The organism is Curtobacterium sp. NPDC098951 (assembly GCF_044759965.1).
Taxonomy (GTDB): domain Bacteria; phylum Actinomycetota; class Actinomycetes; order Actinomycetales; family Microbacteriaceae; genus Curtobacterium.
This window is the reverse complement of record NZ_JBIWAG010000001.1, coordinates 319,883-341,599: the sequence shown is the minus strand read 5'-3', so window position 1 is coordinate 341,599 and position 21,717 is coordinate 319,883. Positions and strand designations below refer to the sequence as shown.

Annotated in this window: 17 protein-coding genes and 1 other RNA gene; 4 read left to right on the top strand and 14 right to left on the bottom strand. The window is 71.7% G+C overall.

Annotation, left to right across the window (positions count from 1 at the left end; translation table 11 throughout):
• Positions 1-1,425, top strand: a complete 1,425-nt coding sequence (gene glnA / locus ACIQUC_RS01585) for a type I glutamate--ammonia ligase (RefSeq protein WP_022907114.1) — start codon at positions 1-3, stop codon at positions 1,423-1,425.
• A 496-nt stretch (positions 1,426-1,921) separates the two neighbouring features.
• Here glnA (ACIQUC_RS01585) and ACIQUC_RS01580 read toward each other — a convergent pair whose 3' ends face one another.
• From ACIQUC_RS01580 to ACIQUC_RS01555, 6 genes are all read right to left on the bottom strand, one after another.
• A complete protein-coding gene (locus ACIQUC_RS01580; protein ID WP_402262468.1) occupies positions 1,922-3,340 on the bottom strand; it encodes a UDP-glucose dehydrogenase family protein in 1,419 nt (472 codons plus the stop codon).
• Entirely contained in the window at positions 3,337-4,914 is a 1,578-nt protein-coding gene (locus ACIQUC_RS01575; RefSeq protein ID WP_402262466.1) for a glycosyl hydrolase, read from the bottom strand. Before ACIQUC_RS01575 ends, ACIQUC_RS01580 begins: the two co-directional genes overlap by 4 nt.
• Positions 4,907-6,514: a glycosyltransferase family 2 protein gene (locus ACIQUC_RS01570; protein WP_402262464.1), complete on the bottom strand. Its 1,608-nt coding sequence runs from the start codon at positions 6,512-6,514 to the stop codon at positions 4,907-4,909. Before ACIQUC_RS01570 ends, ACIQUC_RS01575 begins: the two co-directional genes overlap by 8 nt.
• A gap of 504 nt (positions 6,515-7,018) precedes the next feature.
• A complete protein-coding gene (locus ACIQUC_RS01565; RefSeq protein WP_402262462.1) occupies positions 7,019-9,991 on the bottom strand; it encodes a bifunctional [glutamine synthetase] adenylyltransferase/[glutamine synthetase]-adenylyl-L-tyrosine phosphorylase in 2,973 nt (990 codons plus the stop codon).
• A gap of 22 nt (positions 9,992-10,013) precedes the next feature.
• Positions 10,014-11,351 (bottom strand): type I glutamate--ammonia ligase, encoded by a 1,338-nt coding sequence (glnA, locus tag ACIQUC_RS01560; protein WP_402262460.1) that lies wholly within the window; start codon positions 11,349-11,351, stop codon positions 10,014-10,016.
• Between the two features lie 45 nt (positions 11,352-11,396).
• Positions 11,397-11,576, bottom strand: a complete 180-nt coding sequence (locus ACIQUC_RS01555) for an SPOR domain-containing protein (RefSeq protein ID WP_022906735.1) — start codon at positions 11,574-11,576, stop codon at positions 11,397-11,399.
• A 317-nt stretch (positions 11,577-11,893) separates the two neighbouring features.
• On the opposite strand from ACIQUC_RS01555, the gene map reads away from it, so the two are divergent.
• The 3 genes from map (at position 11,894) to rnpB (ending at position 14,042) form a co-directional block, all read left to right on the top strand.
• A complete protein-coding gene (gene map / locus ACIQUC_RS01550; protein WP_402262457.1) occupies positions 11,894-12,757 on the top strand; it encodes a type I methionyl aminopeptidase in 864 nt (287 codons plus the stop codon).
• Positions 12,758-12,779: 22 nt separating this feature from the next.
• Entirely contained in the window at positions 12,780-13,529 is a 750-nt protein-coding gene (ppgK, locus tag ACIQUC_RS01545; RefSeq protein ID WP_022906369.1) for a polyphosphate--glucose phosphotransferase, read from the top strand.
• A gap of 154 nt (positions 13,530-13,683) precedes the next feature.
• Positions 13,684-14,042: RNase P RNA component class A (gene rnpB, locus ACIQUC_RS01540), an RNA gene on the top strand.
• Between the two features lie 778 nt (positions 14,043-14,820).
• On the opposite strand, the gene ACIQUC_RS01535 is transcribed toward rnpB, so the two are convergent.
• From ACIQUC_RS01535 to ACIQUC_RS01500, 8 genes are all read right to left on the bottom strand, one after another.
• Positions 14,821-15,555 carry a zinc ribbon domain-containing protein gene (locus ACIQUC_RS01535; protein ID WP_402262454.1) on the bottom strand — a complete coding sequence of 245 codons (735 nt, stop codon included), beginning with the start codon at positions 15,553-15,555 and terminating at the stop codon, positions 14,821-14,823.
• Between the two features lie 2 nt (positions 15,556-15,557).
• Complete coding sequence (locus tag ACIQUC_RS01530; protein WP_402262451.1) at positions 15,558-16,403, bottom strand: Nif3-like dinuclear metal center hexameric protein; 846 nt, start codon at positions 16,401-16,403, stop codon at positions 15,558-15,560.
• 98 nt (positions 16,404-16,501) lie between these two features.
• Entirely contained in the window at positions 16,502-17,623 is a 1,122-nt protein-coding gene (locus ACIQUC_RS01525; protein ID WP_402262449.1) for a hypothetical protein, read from the bottom strand.
• A gap of 231 nt (positions 17,624-17,854) precedes the next feature.
• On the bottom strand, positions 17,855-18,418 hold the full coding sequence (locus ACIQUC_RS01520) for an RBBP9/YdeN family alpha/beta hydrolase (RefSeq protein WP_402262446.1): 564 nt from the start codon (positions 18,416-18,418) through the stop codon (positions 17,855-17,857).
• 24 nt (positions 18,419-18,442) lie between these two features.
• On the bottom strand, positions 18,443-19,402 hold the full coding sequence (locus tag ACIQUC_RS01515; RefSeq protein ID WP_402262444.1) for an AraC family transcriptional regulator: 960 nt from the start codon (positions 19,400-19,402) through the stop codon (positions 18,443-18,445).
• Between the two features lie 211 nt (positions 19,403-19,613).
• Entirely contained in the window at positions 19,614-20,027 is a 414-nt protein-coding gene (locus tag ACIQUC_RS01510) for an ATP-binding protein (protein WP_402262441.1), read from the bottom strand.
• Positions 20,024-20,362: an STAS domain-containing protein gene (locus ACIQUC_RS01505; RefSeq protein ID WP_022905596.1), complete on the bottom strand. Its 339-nt coding sequence runs from the start codon at positions 20,360-20,362 to the stop codon at positions 20,024-20,026. Before ACIQUC_RS01505 ends, ACIQUC_RS01510 begins: the two co-directional genes overlap by 4 nt.
• A gap of 56 nt (positions 20,363-20,418) precedes the next feature.
• A complete protein-coding gene (locus ACIQUC_RS01500) occupies positions 20,419-21,639 on the bottom strand; it encodes a multidrug effflux MFS transporter (protein WP_402262438.1) in 1,221 nt (406 codons plus the stop codon).
• Positions 21,640-21,717 lie beyond the last annotated feature (78 nt).

Here is a 21,717-nt window from a genome sequence, read left to right as displayed (position 1 = left end):
ATGTTCAGCGATTCCTCCGAGGTCCTGGCCTTCATCAAGGACACGGACGTCAAGTTCCTCGACATCCGCTTCACCGACCTGCCCGGCGTGCAGCAGCACTTCAACATCCCGGCATCCACGGTCGACGAGGACTTCTTCTCGGTCGGTCAGCTCTTCGACGGCTCCTCGATCCGCGGCTTCGCGTCGATCCACGAGTCGGACATGCAGCTCATCCCTGACGTGACCACGGCGTACATCGACCAGTTCCGCGCCGAGCGCACGCTGATCATGATCTTCGACATCTACAACCCGCGGAACGGCGAGATCTACGGTCGCGACCCGCGCCAGGTCGCCAAGAAGGCGGAGAAGTACCTCGCGTCGACGGGCATCGCGGACACCGCGTTCTTCGCCCCCGAGGCCGAGTTCTACATCTTCGACGACGTCCGCTACTCGGTCACCCAGAACAAGTCGTTCTACTCGGTCGACTCCGAAGAGGGCGCGTGGAACACCGGCCGCGAGGAAGAGGGCGGCAACCTCGCCAACAAGACCCCGTACAAGGGCGGCTACTTCCCCGTCTCGCCGGTCGACAAGACGGCGGACCTGCGCGACGACATCACCCTCAAGCTGATCGAGGCGGGCTTCGAGCTCGAGCGCTCGCACCACGAGGTGGGCACCGGCGGCCAGCAGGAGATCAACTACAAGTTCGACACGATGGTCCACGCCGCGGACGACATCCTGAAGTTCAAGTACATCGTCAAGAACACGGCCGACCAGTGGGGCAAGGTCGCCACGTTCATGCCGAAGCCGCTCTTCGGTGACAACGGCTCGGGCATGCACACCCACCAGTCGCTCTGGAGCGACGGCAAGCCGCTGTTCTACGACGAGAACGGCTACGGCGGCCTCTCGGACGTCGCCCGCTGGTACATCGGCGGCATCCTCAAGCACGCTCCGGCGCTGCTCGCCTTCACCAACCCGTCGATCAACTCGTACCACCGTCTGGTGAAGGGCTTCGAGGCCCCGGTCAACCTGGTCTACTCGGCCGGCAACCGCTCCGCCGCGATCCGCATCCCGATCACGGGCACGAACCCCAAGGCCAAGCGCATCGAGTTCCGCGCGCCGGACGCCTCGGGCAACCCGTACCTCGCGTTCGCAGCGCAGCTCATGGCGGGTCTCGACGGCATCCAGAACCGCATCGAGCCGCACGAGCCGGTCGACAAGGACCTCTACGAGCTCCCCCCGGAGGAGGCCAAGGGCATCCCCCAGGTCCCGGGCTCGCTCGACGAGGCGCTCGACGCGCTCGAGGCCGACCACGAGTTCCTCGTGAAGGGCAACGTCTTCACCGAGGACCTCATCCAGACCTGGATCGACTACAAGCGTGAGAACGAGATCCTCCCGCTCGCCCAGCGCCCGCACCCGTTCGAGTACGAGCTCTACTTCGGCGTCTGACACGCACCGCACCACGAACGCCCCCGCACCGGTCTCCGGCGCGGGGGCGTTCCGCTGTGCCGAGACTCGGCAGGGCGGACGTCACGCGGGGCGCAGCACCTCGCAGGTGTCCGCATGGCCGAGTCTCGTCGGCGGGCCCGGCCGTGCGAGTGGAGACGTGACCGCCTGGAGGCGCGGTGCCGGCCCGCCGGACCGGCACCGCGCCTCCAGGCGGCTCGCCCGGTACGTTCCTTCCCACAGCACCCGCGATGCCGGACGGGATCGGGCGTACCTGGTCGAAAAAGACTGCCAGGTACGCCCGATTCCGCCAGGTGTGCCCGATCCGACCGGGTACGCCCGATCGGACCGGATACGCCCGATCCCACCAGGTACGCCAGGGAACGCCGGCCTGGCGAACGCCGGCCCAGGCGCACGTCGGCCCCCGGGACACCGGCGCCGGGCGCACGGGAGCGGGGCCCGTGCCGCCCCGGCACGGACCCCGCTTCGCGTCCGACGACTACCGCGCGGTGGCCACCGCGTCGTTCGTCCCCGCGGCGACGCTCACGGGTGCACCCGTGACCGGAGTGGGCCGTCCCAGGGAACGGACGGTCCAACCCGCCTTGACCCAGTCGGCGACCGGGAGGCAGTTGCGGGCGTCGATCACCGTGCGACGCCCGACGATCGAGCCGAGCTCGGCCGGGTCGGCGGCGATGACCTCGTCCCACTCGGTGAGGACGAGCACGACGTCCGCGTCCTCGATCGCACCGGTCATCGACGACGAGTACGTGAGCGTCGGGAAGGAGCGGCGGGCGGTCTCCATCGCCTCCGGGTCCCAGAGCGTCACCTGGGCGCCGCGGAGGTGCAGCGCGGCGGCGACGTTGAGCGCCGGCGAGTCCCGGACGTCGTCGGTGAGGGGCTTGAAGGCGGCCCCGACGACGGCGACCCGGCGGTTCAGCACGGAGCCGCCGAGGGCGTCGATCGTCATGTCGATGACGCGCTCGCGCTGGCCCATGTTGATCTCGTCGACCTGCTGCATGAGGCCCACGACGCGACCGGCACCGAGTTCGTTCGCGCGGTGCATGAGCGCGCGGATGTCCTTCGGCAGGCAGCCGCCACCGAAGCCGAGGCCGGCGTTCAGGAACTTCCGGCCGATGCGGGCGTCGTGCCCGAGGGCGTCCGCCAGGGTCGAGACGTCTGCGCCGGTGATCGCGCACATCTCCGAGATCGCGTTGATGAACGAGATCTTCGTGGCGAGGAAGGCGTTGGCGCTGACCTTGACGAGCTCCGCCGTGGCGAGGTCGGTCGTGATGACCGGGGTGCCCTCGGCGATGGGTGCCGCGTAGACCTCGCGGATGACGGCGTCGGCCGCGGCCGAGGCACCGCCCCAGACCAGCCGGTCCGGGTGCAGGGTGTCGTCGACCGCCTTGCCCTCGCGGAGGAACTCGGGGTTCCAGATGAGCTCGGCGTCGATCCCGGACGGCGTGAACTCGCGGACGATCCCGCGGAGCCGCTCGGCGGTGCCGACCGGGACCGTGGACTTGCCGACGATCAGGCCGGGGTGCGTCAAGTGCTCGGCGACGCCGCGCGTGGCGTTCTCGACGTAGGTCAGGTTGGCGGCGTGCGATCCGGCGCGCTGCGGGGTCCCGACGCAGACGAAGTGGACGTCGGCCGCGGCCACCGCCTCGGGCAGGGAGGCCGTGAAGCGGAGCTTGCCGCTGGCGACGTGCTTCGTGATGAGCTCCGGCAGGCCGGGCTCGTAGAACGGGACCTCGCCGGCCGACAGGGCCGCGAGCTTCGCCGGGTCGACGTCCACGCCGATGGTCTCGAAGCCCATCTCGGCCATCGCGGCCGCGTGGGTGGCGCCGAGGTAGCCGGTGCCGATCACGCTGATGACGGGGGCGGGACGGGAGTCCGCGGTCTTCTTCTGAGCGGTCATTGCTTGACCTCCTGCAGGTCGTAGTCGATGTCGGTGCGCTTGATGCCGTCGGCGAAGGCCTGGAGGCTGTCCGATCGGGAGTCGAGGCGCCAGTCGTTGGTCGTGCGGGTGCCGTCGACGATGGTCGTCGCGGTCTCGCTGAAGTACGCGAAGCCGATGACGTCGTCGTTCGCGGGGTCCGCGAGGGCGTCGAAGAGCGAGGTGATCCAGCGCGACTTCTGCGAGTCGGACACGCTGCCACCGGTCTCGGTCGCGCCGATCTCGTTGAGCACGATGTTCTTGTCGGGTGCGACCTGCCGGATCTGGGCGAGCGTGGCCCCGAACGTGTTCTCGAACGTCGGCTGCTCGGAGGCGTCACGGTAGTAGCCGCTCATGCCGACCCAGTCCACGTACTCGGCACCCGGGTAGTAGTTCTGCAGGTACTCGAGCGTCTGGTACTTCGTGTTGCCGAGCTTGTCGATGCGCGACGGCGACCAGTCCCAGATCGCGTACTGGTTCGCGCCGTTGTCCTGGAACACCTGCCAGACGTGCTTCCACATCGCGGTGTACGAGCCGGCGGCGTTCTGCTGCTTCGACGATTCGGACCAGTTGTACCACTGGCCGTTCATCTCGTGGTCGAAGCGGATGACGAGCGGCATGCCGTTCGCCTTGAGCGCCTGTGCGTACTGCGTGAGGTAGGCGTCGAACTTGCCCGAGATGATGTCCTCGTTCGTGTACCCGGGGACGTACGGCTGGTCGTTGCCCGTCTTGGCCGGCACGGACTCCCACGTCATCATCGGCAGGCGTCCGTTCGCCCACGAGCGCTGGACCGCGTTGGCGTTGAAGTCCTGGTCGAAGCCCTGGAAGAAGCCGACCATGTTCGTGGCCTTGCCGACCTCCTTCGAGACCTGGTCGTACTCGGACCAGTTGAAGGGTGACTGCGCCGTGTAGAGGCCGTACCAGCGGGACTGCTGGCCGAGGATCTCCGCCTTGGTGGGCGTGCTGATCGGCGTCGTCGTCGGGTCGGTCGAGGGGCCGGGGTTCGGGTTCGTCACGCCGCCCGAGCCGGAGCCGGAGCCCGACCCGCCGGATCCGGAGCCGCCGGACCCGGAACCACCCGAGCCGCCGGACCCGGACCCGCCGGAACCGGAGCCCGACCCGGAGCCACCGGAACCGGTGGACCCCGAACCGGACCCGCCGGAGGCGGAGTCCGACCCGGACCCGGAGCCCGCGGCCTTCGCCGAACCGAGGTCGGACTGGAGCGACGCGATCTGCGCCTTGAGCGAGGCGATCTGGTCGGCACGCGACCCGGCCTGCGCCGTCGACGAGTCGAGCTTGCCCTCGAGCGCCCAGATCTTCTCCTGCGCTGCCGTGAGCTGCTGCTGGAGCTCCGCGGCCGAGATCTTCTTCTTCGGCGGCGTCACCCCGAGCGCCTGGTGGACCGCGGTCGACACCGAGCCGGCCGGGGAGACCCAGACGTTCCAGGTGATGAGGCCGAGGACGAGGACGATGGCGGTGGTGCCGACCGCGGTGAGCCGTGCGTGCTTGCTGGACTGGGCCCACCAGGCACCTGAGGAGCGGATGAGGTCAGACAATGAGGAAGGCCTCCAGGGCGAAGATCGCGAAGCCGATCAGGTACGGGATCGCGGCGTACGGGTTGTACCGGCGGACCTTCGTCGACCGGGCGGCGCGCGCGGCAGCCGGTGCGGCGACGCCCTCGCGGTCCCGGCGGGTGGCGAGGACCGTCGCGGTGGAGTTGGTCGTCGCGTCGGCACCCGGGTCGAACCCGGTCCGACGGGCGCTGGCCCCGGCGCCGAAGATCTCGTCGAACGCCCGGTCGGCGGCTGCCTGGTCGTCGGGGTACCGCGCCGCGTCGACCGGGCTGACCGGCGTCTGCGTGGCGACGGCCTGCGGCTGCACGGCGTCGGCCGGGTCTTCCTCCATCGGGCCACCGGCGTAGGCGCCGGCGCGGGTCCCCCAGCCGGACGCGTGCGCCAGGCGGAAGAAGCCGATGAGCCGGATCGGCATGAGGAAGAACGTCGACACGATGATGAACATCGGCAGCCGGAAGAAGTCGCTCGGCTTCTCGGCGAGGTGCCGCATCTGCCGGATCGCCATGCTGAGCACCGACGAGACGACCATGAGCGCAGCCACGTAGACGAAGCCGGTCGAGAAGCCGTACTGCTGCAGGATCCCCTGGTACAGGTTCTCGCCCTGCCCGGTGAACGCGCGGTAGATCCAGCCGGCGATCACGCCGAAGAGCATGAACGGCAGGATGATGTCGGTCAGGAAGAACACCGCGAGGATCGGCGCGTGGCCGAGCATCCACGGGAGCATCCGGAGCGTGTTGTACTGCGATCCACGGGCCCAGCGGAGTTGCTGCTTGAAGAGCTTCTTCACCTGGAGCGGGGCGTCCGTGTAGACCAGCGACGTGTACTGGTAGACGGTCCGGTACCCCTCCTTGAGCGTGAGGTTCGTCAGGGTCCGGTCGTCGGACACCTCGAGGAAGACGCCCATGAACTTCTCGTGCATGAAGCGGTCCATGACCCGCACGAGGATGTCGCGGCGGAAGGCGATCGTGCGCCCGGGCAGGCAGCCGATCTGGCCGAGCACGCTCTGCGCGGGCATCGAGTAGAGCGCGCGGGAGTTCTCCAGCCAGTCCGCCCAGCGGGTGATCCAGCTGCGGGTCGGCTCGAGGATGCGCTGCCGGGTCGTGACGCCGCCGACGGACGCGTCCGCGAACGGCTTGAGCAGCTCGGGGAGCGTGCCCGGCGTCCAGACGGTGTCGGAGTCGACGAGGATCGTGATGTCGCCGTTCGACATCTCGGTTCCGACCTTGACGGCGTTGCGCTTGCCCGGGATGGGCGTGTGGGTCCAGCGGACGAGCGGGGCGAACTCGTCGCAGACCATCTCGAGGGCCTCGTTCTTCGCGCCGTTGATGACGACGATGATCTCGCCGGGACCCTGCTCGACCATGCGGCCGATGACGTCCCGGAAGAGGTCGAGCGGTTCGTCCACGACGGGGACGACGACGCTGGTGGTACCGGTGTAGGTGCCGGTGAAGGGGCGGTAGCGGGCGGACAGGACGACCTTGAGCAACCAGAGCAACCAGATCACCGCGGAGTACACGGCGAACAGGTAGAACTCGGGATGCCCTTCGACCATCTGCCTGATCTGCAGAATGAAGGTGAACATCGATCCCTGCTTCAACGTTCGAGGTGGAGATTCCGCTTCATCGGGGAATCAGGGTCGGTTCGGGTGACCCCATTGATGCAGAACCGTGACCGCACGCGCAACGCGGCCCCCGTCCGGGGGCGTTACGAGCGTGTTACGGGGTACACGTCGGTCCCCCTCGCGGTGGGAAGATCCTGTCCGCACTGGTGCTGACAGCACTCCGGTGGACCGGAAGCGGTGCCGGATGGCCGTCACGAGCACGAGCAAGTTCCGGGAGGCACGGCGTACCACCGCAGGAAAGCCCCGTTCAGAGCATGGTCGCCGGGCGCGTCGCCGCGTGGCTCCGGCACGCCTCCCCGACACCCGACGGGGAACGATCACGACGAGGTAACGACGGGCGGCCACCTGTGCCCCGGGGTACACGGAGATGTCGAACGGGGGACGCTGCGCGTTACGGGGAATTCACTTCCGAGGACGTGTCAACTCACTGCGAAACACGTCACCTCGGGCGTGTCGCGACCGGGGTCAGGCGCCGTAGAACTCGCGCTCGAAGACCTGACGGGCCCGGCGGGTGATCCCGAGGTAGTCGTCCTCGAGCTCCGACGCCGACCCCGGCGGGTACTCCATGAGCCGGGCGATGCCCTCGAGCTGCACACGGTCGACGGGCAGCACGTCGGTCGTCTTGCCCGACCAGAGGACGAGCGCGCTCCGGGTCCGCGACGCGAACCGCCACGCTGCCCCGAGCCGCTCGGCGTCCTCGGGTGCCACGAGCCCGGCGTCGCGTGCGGCGTCGAGGGCCTCGAGCGTCGAGGTCGTCCGGAGGCCGGGGATCGTCAGCGCGTGCTGGAGCTGCAGGAGCTGGACGAACCACTCCACGTCGCTCAGTGAACCGCGTCCGAGCTTGAGGTGGCGTGCCGGGTCCGCACCGCGCGGGAGCCGCTCGGACTCGACGCGGGCCTTGATGCGCCGGACCTCGCGGACCTGCTGGTCGTCGATGCGGTCCGGGTACCGCGTCCGGTCGGCCAGGTGCTCGAAGTCACGGAGGAGCTGCGCGTCCCCCACCGCACCCCGGGCTCTGAGCAGCGCCTGCGCCTCCCACGTGAGCGACCAGCGGGCGTAGTAGGCGCCGTAGGAGTCGAGCGTGCGGACCACGGGACCGTTCTTGCCCTCTGGACGCAGGTCGATGTCGAGGTCGAGCGGGTGGATGGCGTCGTCGGTGAGCCGCCCGAGTTCCCGCACGATGGTCTGCGCCGCCCGCGAGGCCTGCTCCGAGGGGACGTCCTCGGGCGCGCGGTAGACGTAGAGCACGTCGGCGTCGGAACCGAACCCGAGCTCGCGCCCGCCGTACCGTCCCATCGCGATGACGCCGAACTCGAGCCCGGCCGGGGCGTCCCGCCGTGCCAGCACGAGGGCGCCGGCGAGGGTGGACTCGGTGACGTCGCTGAGCGCGGGCCCGAGGGCGTCCACGTCGAGGTGCCCGAGCACCGCCGCCATGCCGAGGCGGAGGGTCTCACGACGGCGGGCGGACCGCACCAGTGCCGCGGCGCCGTCGACGTCGTCGCCGTGCCGGGCGGTCGTCGCGCTGACCTCGGCGAGCAGCGACTCGACCGGGCGGGGCCGCAGCAGCGTCTCGGGTTCGTCGAGCCAGGCGACGGCCTCGGGGAAGCGCTCGAGCAGACCGGACAGGAAGGCCGACTCGGACAGCACCGTCGTGAGCGAGTGCGCCGCACCGGACGAGTCGCGGAGCATGCGGAGGAACCAGCTCGACTCCCCCAGGGTGTCGCTCAGCCGGCGGAAGGCCAGGAGCGCCCGGTCGGGTGCCGGCCCCTCGGCCATCCACCGCAGGAGCACGGGCAGGAGGTTGCGCTGGATCGCGGCGCGACGGCTCGTCCCCTGGGTCAGCGCGCGGATGTGGCTGAGCGCGCCCGCCGGGTCCGCGAAGCCGATCGCGCCGAGGCGGTCGACGGCCTGGTCGCTCGTCAGCACGATGTCGCCGTCGCTCGCCGCCACCGCCGACAGCAGCGGTCGGTAGAACAGGCGCTCGTGCAGTCCGCGGACCTCGAGCTTCACGGCCCGCCACCGGGTCTCGAGCGCCGACGCCGACCGGGCGAGGCCGCTCGAGCGTGCCAGGACGCGGAGCTCCTCCTCGTCGGAGGGCATCAGGTGGGTGCGCTGCAGACGGCGCAGCTGGATGCGATGCTCGAGCAGGCGGAGCAGGGCGTAGTCCGGGCCGAACCGCGCGGCCTCGGGGCGACCGACGTAGCCCGCGGCGGTGAGGGCGTCCATCGCCTCGAGCGTGGACCGGACCCGCACGGTCTCGTCGTCGCGGCCGTGCACGAGCTGGAGGAGCTGCACGGTGAACTCGACGTCGCGGAGCCCGCCGGGGCCGAGCTTGAGCTGCCGGTCGACCTCGTCGTCGGGGATGTTGTCCGTCACCCGCTGTCGCATGCGCTGCACGGACTCGACGAACCCCGGGCGCTGCGCGGACGTCCACACGAACCCGGCGACCGCCTGGGCGTAGCGCTCCCCCAGGTCGACGGAGCCGGCGATCGGCCGCGCCTTCAACAGCGCCTGGAACTCCCACTCCTTCGCCCACCGCTCGTAGTACGCCACGTGCGAGTCGAGCGTCCGGACGAGCGCGCCGTCCTTGCCCTCCGGACGGAGGTTCGCGTCGACCTCCCAGAGCGCCGGCTCGGCCGCGAGGTCGGTGATCGCGTGGGTCGCCGCGATGGCCAGCCGGGTCGCGATGAGCACGGCCCGGTCGGTGCCGACGCCGGTGTCGGCCTCGTCGTCACGGGTCGGCTCGGTCACGAAGATGACGTCGACGTCGCTGACGTAGTTCAGCTCGCGCGCCCCGGCCTTGCCCATCGCGATGACGGCGAGCGGCGTCGCCGCGACGTCGGCCGCCGGGAACGGGACCTCGCGCCGGGCGACGTCCACCGCGGCCTCGAGCGCGGCGCCCGCGAGGTCGGCGAGCCCGGCCGCTACGGCGGGGAACGCCTCGGTCGGCGCGGCGTTCAGGACGTCGAAGAGGGCGATCTGGGCGAGGTGCCGGCGGTAGCGCACGCGCAGCCGGAGCCGCGCGTCCTCACCGGTGGCGCCGTCGATCGCCGCGAGCAGCGACGCGGTGTATGCCTCCTGCGACCACGGCGCCGTCACCGGGGCGAGCAGCAGGTCGATCTCGGCCGGACGCCGGTGCAGGAACTCGCCGAGCCCGACCGAGGCGCCGAGCAGCCGGACGAGGCGCTCGGCCGCGGCCTCGTCCGCGAGGACGGGACGCAGTTCGTCCGGCGCGCGCTCGAGCAGCCGCTCGAGCGCGCGGAGCGCGCCGTCCGGATCGGCCGTGGACTCCCAGAGGGCCGGGGCGGCGCTCACCGGCACCGGCAGGTCGGGGCCGAACCGCGCCTCCAGGTCGGCGATGCGTTCGAGGCTCTCCGACAGCTCCGCGAAGCCCAACCGGGCCAACTCGGAACGCGACGTCGTCGTCCGACCGGTCATCTGGTGCGCGCTCCCGGTGCCGTCAGAGCGCGCCGAGGTTGGTGTCGAGCTCGAACGGCGTGACCTGGTCGCGGTAGGCCTTCCACTCCTGCCGCTTGTTCAGCAGCACGAAGTTGAAGACCTGCTCGCCGAGCGTCTCGGCCACGAGCTCCGAGTCCTCCATGAGGCTGAGGGCATGGTCGAGGCTCGCCGGGAGCTGGCTGTACCCGAGCGCGCGCCGCTCGGAGTCGGACAGGCTCCAGACGTTGTCCTCGGCCTCGGGCGGGAGCTCGTAGCCCTCGTCGATGCCCTTGAGTCCGGCGGCGAGCAGCAGCGAGTACGCCAGGTACGGGTTCGCCGCCGAGTCGATGCCGCGGTACTCGATGCGGGCGGACTGGCCCTTGTTCGGCTTGTACAGCGGGACGCGCACGAGCGCGGAGCGGTTGTTGTGGCCCCAGGTCACGAACGACGGGGCCTCGTCACCGCCCCAGAGTCGCTTGTACGAGTTCACGAACTGGTTCGTGACCGCGGTGATCTCGGGAGCGTGCTTGAGGACACCGGCGATGAAGTGCTTCGCCGTGTCGGACAGCTGGTACTGGCCGCCCGCCTCGTAGAACGCGTTCTGGTCGCCCTCGAACAGCGACACGTGCGTGTGCATGCCCGAGCCCGGCTGCCCGGAGAGCGGCTTCGGCATGAAGGTGGCGTAGACGCCCTGCTCGATCGCGACCTCCTTCACGACCGTGCGGAAGGTCATGATGTTGTCGGCCATCGTCAGCGCGTCGGCGTAGCGGAGGTCGATCTCGTTCTGCCCGGGGCCGGCCTCGTGGTGGGAGAACTCCACCGAGATGCCGAGGTCCTCGAGCATCCGGACCGACCGGCGACGGAAGTCGTGCGCGCTGCCCCCGGGGACGTTGTCGAAGTAGCCGGCGCGGTCGACGGGCTGGGGGCCGCCGTCCTTCCAGTCACGGCTCTTCAGCAGGTAGAACTCGATCTCGGGGTGCGTGTAGAACGTGAAGCCACGCTCGCTCGCCTTCGCCAGCGTGCGCTTCAGCACGTTGCGCGGGTCGGCGACGGCGGGCTGCCCGTCCGGCGTCGTGATGTCGCAGAACATCCGCGCGGTCGGGTCGATCTCGCCGCGCCACGGGAGGATCTGGAACGTCGACGGGTCCGGGTGCGCCAGGACGTCCGCCTCGTACGAGCGGGTGAGGCCCTCGATCGCGGACCCGTCGAACCCGATGCCCTCGGCGAAGGCGCCCTCGACCTCGGCCGGTGCGATCGCGACCGACTTGAGGGTCCCGATGACGTCCGTGAACCAGAGTCGGATGAACTTGATGCCCCGCTCCTCGATGGTGCGGAGCACGAAGTCCGTCTGCTTGTCCATTGACGCCCTTTCCGTGGTGCAGCTGGTCCAGCTGGGAGTCTCAGCCTATTGGTCTTCGTCGTCCCAACGCTCGTTGTTCGCCTTGATGCGGTCCAGGGCGTGTTGCGCCTCCTCACGCGTGTCGAACGGGCCGATGCGGTCGCGCTGCGGCGACTGCGGGCCCTGCTCGACGGCGTGCGTCTTCTCGTTGAACCACCACTGGGACTCGATGCGTTCGTCACTCATGCCGCCACCGTACCCACGGGGCGCGTGCGTGGCCCGGGCGCGCGCCGGGTGCGCCGCGCGCGCCGCGCGCGCCGGGTGCGCCGCCCGCGCCGGGCGCGGTCGGCGGGGGCCGAGTCTCGGCTCGGCGGACAGTTTCGCGGCGCCGGAGCGCAAGTTCCGTCCGCAGGCCCGAGTCTCGGGGCGCGCCCCGCGCGCAGGGTGAGGGCCTGGAGGCGCGGTGCCGGTCCGTCGGGCCGGCACCGCGCCTCCAGGCCGTCGCGTCGGCACCCCCACCGCGCGCGTCCGCGCGGCGCGCGGCCCCGACTAGAGTGGTCGGCATGCCCCGGGACGAACACGGACACCTGACCGCCGGCCGCATCTCCCCGCAGCGGTCCGTCCCGAAGGACATCGAGCGCCCGGAGTACGTCGGGAAGGCCGAGCCGCACGAGCACGGCCTCGGCGACACGTACACCCCCGACGAGGTGGAGCGGATCCGGGTCGCCGGACGCATCGCATCGCAGGCCATCGACGCCGTTGGCCGAGCGATCCGTCCCGGTGTCACGACCGACGAGCTCGACCGGATCGGCCACGAGTTCGTCGTCGCGCACGGCGCCTACCCGTCGACGCTCGGCTACCGCGGCTACCCGAAGTCGCTCTGCTCCAGCCTCAACGAGGTCATCTGCCACGGCATCCCCGACGACACCGTCCTGCAGGAGGGCGATCTCGTCAACATCGACATCACCGCCTACAAGGACGGGATGCACGGGGACACGAACCGCACCTTCATCGTCGGTCAGGCATCGCAGGAGGTCGAGGACCTCGTCACCCGCACGCGGCTCGCGCTCGAGCGCGGTATCAAGGCCGTCGCCCCGGGGCGGCAGGTGAACGTGATCGGCCGCGCCATCGAGGCGTACGCGAAGCGCTTCGGCTACGGCGTCGTCCGCGACTACACCGGCCACGGCGTCGGCCGCGCGTTCCACTCCGGGCTGATCATCCCCCACTACGATGCCCCGCGCTTCGACGACGTCATGGAGCCCGGCATGGTGTTCACGATCGAGCCCATGCTCACGCTCGGCGGCATCGAGGCGGACATCTGGGCCGATGACTGGACCGTCTCCACCCGCGACAAGTCGTGGACCGCACAGTTCGAACACACCCTCGTCGTCACCGAGCGCGGCGCGGAACTCCTCACCGTCTCCTGACATCCACACCGAAAGGCTCCTCATGACCTCCCTCGCAGTCGGCGTCGACATCGGCGGTACGGGCATCAAGGGCGCAATCGTCGACGTCTCCACCGGCGAACTCACCACCGACCGGATCAAGAAGGCCACGCCGGAGGGCGGCAAGCCGCACGACATCGTCGCCGTCGCCGCGTCCATCCTCGAGGAGCTCGCCCCGGCCTCGGACGTCCCCGTCGGCGTCTGCTTCCCCGCGATCGTCCGCGACGGCAAGACCATGTCGGCCGCGAACGTGTCGAAGAAGTGGATCGGCTTCGAGGCCGAGGCGCTCTTCGAGAAGGAGCTCGGCCGCTCCATCCACTTCGTCAACGACGCCGACGCCGCCGGGTTCGCCGAGCAGCAGTTCGGTGCGGCGAAGGGCAAGGACGGCCTCGTCGTCGTCACCACCCTCGGCACGGGCATCGGCACCGCGCTCATCAACGATGGTGTGCTCATCGTGAACTCGGAGCTCGGGCACCTCGAGATCGACGGACACGACGCCGAGTCGCGGGCCTCGTTCGCCGCCAAGGAACGCGACGACCTGTCCTGGAAGCACTGGGCGAAGCGGCTGCAGAAGTACTACTCGACGCTCGAGGCCCTGCTCTCCCCGGAACTCTTCGTCGTCGGCGGCGGAGTGTCGAAGCAGTACGAGGAGTTCCTGCCGCTGCTCGACCTGCAGGCGGACATCATCCCGGCGACGCTCCGGAACAACGCGGGCATCATCGGCGCGGCGACCCTCGCCGCGAAGAGCGCCTGACACGTCGGCGTCGGCGTCGGCGCGCCCGGACGTCGACGTCGCACGACACGCCGCGCGCTTCGTGTCGAGGTCGCACGAGGTGCCGTTCGCGTCTCGGCCGGACAGCAATTCGGGCGACCTCGGCGTCCGTGCCCGCTAGACTCGTCATCGCGAACGGGTCGGTGAGACGGTCGCGTCACTCCCCCGGGAGTGCCGAGGAACGTCCGGGCTCCACAGAGCAGGGCGGTGGGTAACACCCACCCGGAGCAATCCGCGAGACAGTGCCACAGAAAGCAGACCGCCGGCGGCGACGTCGGTAAGGGTGAAACGGTGGTGTAAGAGACCACCAGGGGTCCGGGTGACCGGATCCGCTCGGTAAACCTCGCCCGGAGCAAGGTCAGACAGAGGACGCTGAGGCTGCTCGCCGAGTCCTCGGGTAGACCGCTGGAGGCCGACGGCAACGTCGGTCCGAGAGAGATGGCCGTCACCGCCGCTTGCGGCGGGACAGAACCCGGCGTACGGCCGGCCCGTTCGCACCCCGTACTTACCGGTGGGCGGCGCGCGCGGGCGCTTGGGCGGCGCGCGCGGGCGCTCGCGCCTTCGCTCTCTCGCGCGGTGCGGCGCTCCTTCGCACCGTGCGCGGTGCGCCGACTCGTGCCGGGTTGACCGCTGGGTGCGCCGCTTCAACCTGCCACGGAGCTGGCAGCGGCGTACCGGCTGACGAAGCGCGCACCGTGCGGTCGCCACGACGCGCGTCGCGGCGGACTGGAGGCGCGGCGTGCGCCCGCACCGCGCCTCCCGTCCACCGCGGCGACAGCCCGCGCGCCGCGCCGCGCAGCGTGTGCGGTGCGCCAACCCGTGCCGGGTTGACCGCTAGGTGCGCCGCTTCGACCCGTGACCGAGCTGGCAGCGCTGCACCGGCTGACGAAGCGCGCACCGTGCCGGCGCTATGACGCGCGTCGCGGCGGACGGGAGGCGCGGTGTGCGCCCGCATCGCGCCTCACTGCCGCCCCGGCGACAGCCCGCGTGCCGCGGGGCGCAGCGCACCGTGCGCGGTACGCCAACCCGTGCCGGGTTGACCGCCCGGTGCGCCGCTTCAACCTGCCACGGAGCTGGCAGCGGCGCACCAGCTGACGAAGCGCGCACCATGCGGGCAGCGGCCGTGCACGACCCCGCGCCGCCCGCGCCCGCCCGCGCCGCCCGCGCCGCCCGCGCCAATCCCGCGCCAATCCTGCCCGCGCCCGCCCCGGACGCACGGGAGGCGCGGTGCCCCCTGGCGCCGCGCCTCCCGTGTCCGCACCGCGGCCAGCGACTACAGCCCGGACTCTGCCGTCCGCACCAGGATCGCGTCGCTGTCCGGGCAGAGCACCACGTCATCGGGCGCCGCACGCCGGATCGTCTGCAGGTCGGAGTTCGTCAGCGTGACGCCGGAGGCCGTCGACACGCCACCCTGCAGCAACGACGCACCGAAGCCGTAACGCGCCCGCTGCCGGTCGTAGAGCGCGAGGAGGTCGGCCGGCACCTTCGCGGCGATAGCGGCGCGGCTCTGCGTGGCGGACTCGCGATCGGCCTCGAGCCGTGCGATCTCTGCGTCGCGCTCGGCCACGAGCCCGGTGCGCTGCGCCTCGACGTCAGCGAGCTGCGCCTCGACGTCGCCGACCCGGGCGCGGAAGCCGTCGAGGTGCTCCATCACCTCGAGCTCGGCCGTCTCGAGGTCGCCGATGCGACGCTGCAGCGACTCGAGCTCGCTCTGCAGACCCGCGGCGTCCTTCGCGCTCGACACGTTCTGGAGCATCGTCGTGTCGCGCTCGACCCTGGCCTGTGCCGTGGCGGTGTCGGACTCGAGGCGTGCGAGCTCGCGCTCGGCGTCCTCGACCTCGCCCGTGGCCGCCGCGAGCCGGGCACGGAGCCCCGCCGCCGCCGTGCTGAGCTCGGTGAGCCGGTCGCCCTTCTGCAGCGACGTGATGCGGTGCGCGATGCGGGTGACGTCGTTGTCGAGGCGCTGGACGTCGAGGAGGATGACCTGGTCCTCGGGTGCTGCCTTCATGGTCAGACTCCTTGTGTGTCGGTGGTGGGTTCGGCCGCCGGCAGGACGGCGAAGTCCCACGGGTCGGTGCGGAGGTCGCTCACGGTGACGCGGACGCCCGCCGCACGGCGGAGCTGCTCGGCGGCGACGTCGAGCCAGAGCCACTCGGTGGCCCAGTGCGAGGTGTCGATGAGGGCCGGCCCGCCGCCGAGCAGCGCCTGCTCGCGGAACTCGGACGCCGGGTGGTGACGGAGGTCGCTCGTGACGTACACGTCGGCCCCGAGCACGGCGGGGTGCCCGAGGTAGGCGTCACCGGCACCGGCGCAGAGGGCGACGGACCGGATCCGCTGGTCGAAGTCACCCGAGACGCGGACACCGGTCGCGGTGCCCGGCAGGAGGTCCACGAGTGCACGGGCGAGCGCCCCCAGGGTGGTCGGTTCGGTGAGCTCGCCGACACGGCCGATGCCCGTCGACGGGTCCGTGCCGGGTTCGAGGGGCCGTTGGTCGGTCAGCCCGAGCCGGTCGGCGAGCACGGCCGAGGTGCCCGTCGTGACGACGTCGGCGTTGGTGTGGGCCGCGACGAGTGCCGCGCCGCCGCGCACGAGGGTGGCGAGCACGCTGCCCTTGTACGTCGACTCGGCGATGGTCGTGACCCCGCGGAGCAGCAGCGGGTGGTGCGTGAGCAGGAGGTCGGCACCGAGCTCGACCGTCTCACGCGCGGTGGCCGGGACGGCGTCGACCGCGAGGTGCACGTGGTCGACGGTCTGGTCGGGGTCGCCCGCGACGAGCCCGACGGAGTCCCAGGACTCGGCGCCGGTGGCGGGCCACAGGTCCTCGATCACGGCCTGGAGTTCGCGGAGCGTCGGCATCCCGTCAGTCTACCGAGCCGACCGGGCGACCCCGGGCGTCCTGTGGACGACGGCGGTGCCGATCGCCCCTGTGGACGACCTCCGACACCGACCGGGGATCAGCGACGACCGAACGCGCGGAGGATGCGGGCCACGAGCCGGGTCCACCAGCCGGCGGACGCGTGGTCGGCCGACGCGTGGTCGGCGGTCGCGACGTGGGCGGCGGCACCGTCGACGGTCGGCGGCACCACGGCGTCCGGCAGCACGACCGGCGTGCTCGCCGTCGCGCCGGCGTGCGCCGTGAGCGCGGCGGCGAACGCGGCGCGGTCGATGACCGTCGGTCCGGTCGCCGGCTGGACGAGCGGCGTCGGTCGCGTGTTCGCGGACACCGGCGAGACGACCGGGAGGGACAGCACGGGTCGGACGGCGACCTCGCGTTCGGACGTGGTCGCGTCCGGGGCGTCGATCACGTCGTCGACGTCGGTCGCCTCGACGAGCGCAGGGGCAGCCGCGCCCGTCTCGCCGGCCGGGTGGACGGGAGCGGGGGTGGCGGCGCGGACGGCGGCGACGGACACACTCCCGGTGGCGGCGCGACGCGCCGCGGCACGGTCGCGACGATCGGCCTCGAGTGCGGCGTCGGCCAGCAGGTCCGCGAAGACGCTGTGGGCGAAGGCACGGGCGGCCTCGACTTCGGGGTCGCGCTGTCCGGCGACGGTGGCCTCCCACGCGGCGAGACGCGCGAGGTCCTCGTCGCGACGGCGGACCTCGTCCTCGAGGATCACGATGCGCTCGATGGTCGTGCGCCCGCTGGTCGAGGACACCTCGACGGCGAGGTCTTCGATGCGGAGGGCGATGCGCTCCGGCGGCTCGGGGAAGGACGGGGCGCACGCAGCTGCGTGCCGGGCACGGTCCCGGGGACGGCGGAAGGCGGCGGCGTCCGACACGACCTCGTCGGTCGACACGGCGGCGACGACGGCGGCCGGCTCGACGGCGGCGGGCAGCGCCGCAGCGGTGTCGGCGGGGACGGCCGCAGCGGTGTCGGCCGCAGCGGGGACGGTCGTAGCGGACTCGACGGGGGCGTCCGACGCTGCGTCCGGACGCTGCACGGGACCGGTGACCGGCGGGACCACGAGGTCCGACAGGTACGGGGCGCGCGTCGCCGGGGCGTCACGGAGCCACTCCTCGAGCTCGCGACCGAACGGGTCCACGAGGGGGGTGCGTGCACCGGACTGCGTTTCCATGTCCGCAGCATAAATATCGCGACGCTCAACTCCGCGGACATCCGCGGTGTGTCGCCGGAGTCCGTGCCATATCGCCTCGAACGTGAACGGCGTGTCGAACGAAGACCAGGACGCCGCCGCGACGCGGCCACGGCGGAGTCGTCCGCGGGGCACGACGCCGACGGCACACGGGACACCCGCACGGACGCGCACGGACCCGTACGGACCGATGCGGAAGCACCGGCGGAGGGCTCAGAGCGTGCGCTCGAAGTCCTCGACCAGGGCCCGGCCGGCCGGCCACGCTCCGATGCCGCTCGCGACGTTCACGTGGCCGAGCGCCCCCACCCGGACGACGTCGGCACCGAGGGCGTCGGCGAACACGAGCGCACGGTCGACGGTGCAGTACGGGTCGTCGTCGCTGACCACGAGCCGCGTCGGGACCACGGACCGCGCAGCGGGTCCGGTGAAGCCCGCGGCAGCCGCCGGGAACCCCTGGGCGAGCGGGTCCGGCGGCGCGACGAGGAAGGCACCGGCCACCGGGGCGTGTCCGGGCTGCCCGAGCCACGCGGCGACCGCGAGCACGCCCAGGCTGTGCGCGACGAGCAGCGGCGGCTCGTCGACACTCGCCACGGCCCGGCTGATCGCGGCGGACCAGTCGTCCGGGTCGGGTCCGCTCCACGACGTCGGTGCGATCCGCACGACGCCCCCGGCGTCCGGACCGGCGGCGGAAAGTTCGTCCTGCCACCGCGACTGCCAGTGGTCCGGGTCGGAGTTCCAGATCCCGGGGACGATCACCCACGGTCGAGGTCGCTGCACCCTCGAAGCGTAGCGGGGAGCGGGTCAGGCGTGCAGGGTGTCGCGCGGGTACTCGCCGAAGCGTGCGGCGTAGGCCCCGGAGAAGCGTCCGAGGTGGGCGAACCCCCACCGGACCGCGATCGCAGCGACCGTGACCTCGCCCGGGGCGGCACGGCGGAGCTCCTCGTGGACGCGGTCGAGCCGGATCCCGCGCAGCATCGCGTTGGGGGCCGAACCGACCTGGCGCTGGAAGGCCTGCTGCAGCCCGCGCACGCTCAGCCCGACGTGCTCGGCGACGTCCGTCGTGGTGATCGGCGTGTGCGCGAACGCGTGCATGTACTCGACCGCCTCACGCACCCGCCCGGTGGCACCCTGGGGCAGGGCGACGTCGCGAGCGAGGACGGTGTGCGGGAACGTGCGGAGCAGGGCGAGGGCGGTCTCGCGGGCGGTCTCGGCGAGGACGAGCGGGGACACGGATGCCTCCCCGAGCACGGTCTCGGCAGCCCGACGCACCTGCGCGTTCCACCCCTGCAGGGCCTCGCGTCGCGGCGGCGTGGTGTGGTCGAAGACGAGCGGCGCCGGCTGCGTGCCGTGCTCCTCGGCCGCGACCCGCTCGAGGAACGTGCGGTCGAACTGGACGAGGCTCTGCCGGACGTCCTGCAGGTCGAACGCGAACGGCCGGCCGGTCGGGAACATCATCGGCGTGCCCGGCGTGAAGGCGACCTCGTCCCGGCCGACGTCCACGGTCCCGCCGCCGTCGGCGAGCCACATGACGACGTACTCGTCGCCGGCCTCGAGCTCCCCCTGCATCCGGGCGTCGAACCGCGTGGACCGGAATGACATCGTCTCGTCACCGGTGACCCGGAAGCGGTAGGCGAACGGCCGCTCGGTCCGCTGCGCCCGGAACCCCACGCTCGCGTAGGCGTCCTCGTACATGTGGACCGCCGCGTCGAGGTCGGCCCCGGACGTCTCGAAACTGATCCTGGGGTCGGGCTCGACGTTCATCGACTGGATCGTGACACGACGCCGCGCCAGTCATCGGATCGATACGCACGTATTGCGGATACCGGCTCACCGGGTGCGCGATCCGGACGACGTGGCCGGATCGAGACGAGCACCCCTTTCGATCCGGCCGCAACCGCGGGCGTCGGCACGGTCGCCGGCGCCGCCGCTGCACCGGCAGCAGCCGCGACCGCGACCGCGACGGCGACGGCGCTCAGTGCCGCCCGCGCCGCACCGTCCAGCGGTTCCGGTCCGCGACCCGCTCGTACCGCAGGTCGTCGACGACCATCTGCACGAGGGCGAGCCCGCGCCCGCTCTCGGCCAGGGCGTCGGGGAGCCGGGCGGCCGACGGGTCGATCGGGACGGGGACGCCGTCGTCGGTCAGGTGCACCTCGACCGCGTCGGACCCGACGTCGAGCCGGAGCGAGCACGACACGCCACGACCGGCCGCGGCGTGCTCGATGACGTTCGAGGTGAGCTCGACGAGGGCGAGCTCGAGGGCCATCCGGTCCTCGGCCGAGAGGGTCGGCTCGGTGTCCCACACGCCCGCGAGGAACGTGTGCACCGCCGTGACGTCGTCCGGCGGACACGCCAGGTCGAGGCGGTGCCCGCCCACCGCGGCGTTCATGCCCAGTCGGTCACCGCGGCGTCCCCGTCCGGGTACGTGCGGAGGATCTTGTCCATGTTGGAGAGCTTGAGGACCATCTCGACCTGGTCGGACGGCGCCGCGATGCGGAGGTCGCCCCCGGCCTGTCGCGCGGCCTTCAGCGACCCGACGAGCGCGCCGAGCCCGGAGGAGTCCATGAACTCCACGCCGGACAGTTCGACGACCACGCGGTTCCGACCCTCGCCGACGACCTTGGCGACGGTCTCGCGGAAGGTCGGCGCCGACACCATGTTGAGCCGGCCGCTGCACTCGAGCACGGCGGAACCCGCGTCCGCTTCGTGTACGACGATGTCCATGTCGGTGCCTCCTGGTGTCGGTGCATGGGTGCACCAAGCAACCTACCGGGTCCGGGTCACGAACTCGTCGAGGCTCGTCCGTCCCGCCGCGTCGCCGCGAGCTGGACGACGACCGCAGCGGCCATGAGCACCGCCATCACCGCGCCCATCGCGACCGCCGTCCCGCCGAGCGCCCCCGCGAGCGGCGTGCCGAGCCCACCGAGGCCGAACGTCAACCCGCCCTGCAGCGCCGCGGCGGTCCCGGGGTGCGCGGCGCCGACGTGCTGCGTCCGGGTCATCGCCGCCGGGAGCACGAACCCCCACGCGGCGGTCACGACCGCGAGGCAGACCCAGACCGCCACCGGCCCGGCCCCGACGAGGGCGGAGACGAGCACACCGGTCGCGCCCAGGGTGCCGAGCGCCAGCCCGGACGACAGCAGCGCGTCCTCGGAGAACCGGCCGACCACGCGCCGGAAGACGAGCGTCGTGACGATCATCATCGAGGCGTTCGTGGCGAACACGAGCGTGTACATCCCCTCGGAGAACCCGAACCCCGTCTGGAAGACGAACGAGCTGGTGGCGATGTACGCGAAGAACCCGATCGTCGACAGCACCCCGGTCAGGACGTACGCACGGAACCGCGGGATCGCCATCAGCTCACGGATGCGCGCCCAGTTCGCACCGAGCCCCACCCCACCGCGGAACGCCCGCGGCAGCGTCTCGTGGAAGCGGACGACGACCGCGACGAAGAAGACGGTGCCGAGCACCGCGAGCACGACGAACATGAGCCGCCAGGTACCGATCGTCAGCACCGCTCCCCCGGCCAGCGGCGCGACCACGGGCCCGATCGCGTTGATGGCCGCGAGCGTCCCGAACACCTTCGCCATGCGCGGACCGCCGACCACGTCGGAGACCATCGCCCGTCCGGCGACCGCGGCGGCCGCCCCCGCCAACCCCTGGAACACCCGTGCCACGACGAGCGTGCCGACGTCGGGCGCCAGCGCGCAGCCGACGGAGGCCACCGCGAAGACCGCCGTGCCGACGAGCATCAGCGGACGCCGGCCGATGCCGTCGCTCACGGGACCGGCGAGCAGCTGGCCGACCGCGAACGCGACGAGGAACGCCGTCAGGGACAGCTGGACGGCACCCGGGGTCGTCCCGAGGTCCCGCGCGATCGCCGGCAGGGCCGGGATGTACATGTCGGTCGCGAACGGCGAGACGCCGACGATCAGGGCGAGCGGCAGGATCGGCGGCAGGCTCGTGGTCGGCCTGGTCGATCCGGTGCGCTCCGTCGTCACGTGGGCAACGCTACGCGCCCCCGAATCGATTCGACAAGGGGTGCGGACCCGCATCGACACGGACAGGAGGCGCGGTGC

Excerpts from the sequence above, each read along its gene's own strand:
- glnA (WP_022907114.1), top strand. The coding sequence starts at position 1 with ATGTTCAGCGATTCCTCCGAGGTCCTGGCCTTCATCAAGGACACGGAC.
- ACIQUC_RS01580 (WP_402262468.1), bottom strand. The coding sequence starts at position 3,340 with ATGACCGCTCAGAAGAAGACCGCGGACTCCCGTCCCGCCCCCGTCATC.
- ACIQUC_RS01570 (WP_402262464.1), bottom strand. The coding sequence starts at position 6,514 with ATGTTCACCTTCATTCTGCAGATCAGGCAGATGGTCGAAGGGCATCCC.
- ACIQUC_RS01565 (WP_402262462.1), bottom strand. The coding sequence starts at position 9,991 with ATGACCGGTCGGACGACGACGTCGCGTTCCGAGTTGGCCCGGTTGGGC.
- glnA (WP_402262460.1), bottom strand. The coding sequence starts at position 11,351 with ATGGACAAGCAGACGGACTTCGTGCTCCGCACCATCGAGGAGCGGGGC.
- ACIQUC_RS01555 (WP_022906735.1), bottom strand. The coding sequence starts at position 11,576 with ATGAGTGACGAACGCATCGAGTCCCAGTGGTGGTTCAACGAGAAGACG.
- map (WP_402262457.1), top strand. The coding sequence starts at position 11,894 with ATGCCCCGGGACGAACACGGACACCTGACCGCCGGCCGCATCTCCCCG.
- ppgK (WP_022906369.1), top strand. The coding sequence starts at position 12,780 with ATGACCTCCCTCGCAGTCGGCGTCGACATCGGCGGTACGGGCATCAAG.
- ACIQUC_RS01535 (WP_402262454.1), bottom strand. The coding sequence starts at position 15,555 with ATGAAGGCAGCACCCGAGGACCAGGTCATCCTCCTCGACGTCCAGCGC.
- ACIQUC_RS01530 (WP_402262451.1), bottom strand. The coding sequence starts at position 16,403 with ATGCCGACGCTCCGCGAACTCCAGGCCGTGATCGAGGACCTGTGGCCC.
- ACIQUC_RS01525 (WP_402262449.1), bottom strand. The coding sequence starts at position 17,623 with ATGGAAACGCAGTCCGGTGCACGCACCCCCCTCGTGGACCCGTTCGGT.
- ACIQUC_RS01515 (WP_402262444.1), bottom strand. The coding sequence starts at position 19,402 with ATGAACGTCGAGCCCGACCCCAGGATCAGTTTCGAGACGTCCGGGGCC.
- ACIQUC_RS01510 (WP_402262441.1), bottom strand. The coding sequence starts at position 20,027 with ATGAACGCCGCGGTGGGCGGGCACCGCCTCGACCTGGCGTGTCCGCCG.
- ACIQUC_RS01505 (WP_022905596.1), bottom strand. The coding sequence starts at position 20,362 with ATGGACATCGTCGTACACGAAGCGGACGCGGGTTCCGCCGTGCTCGAG.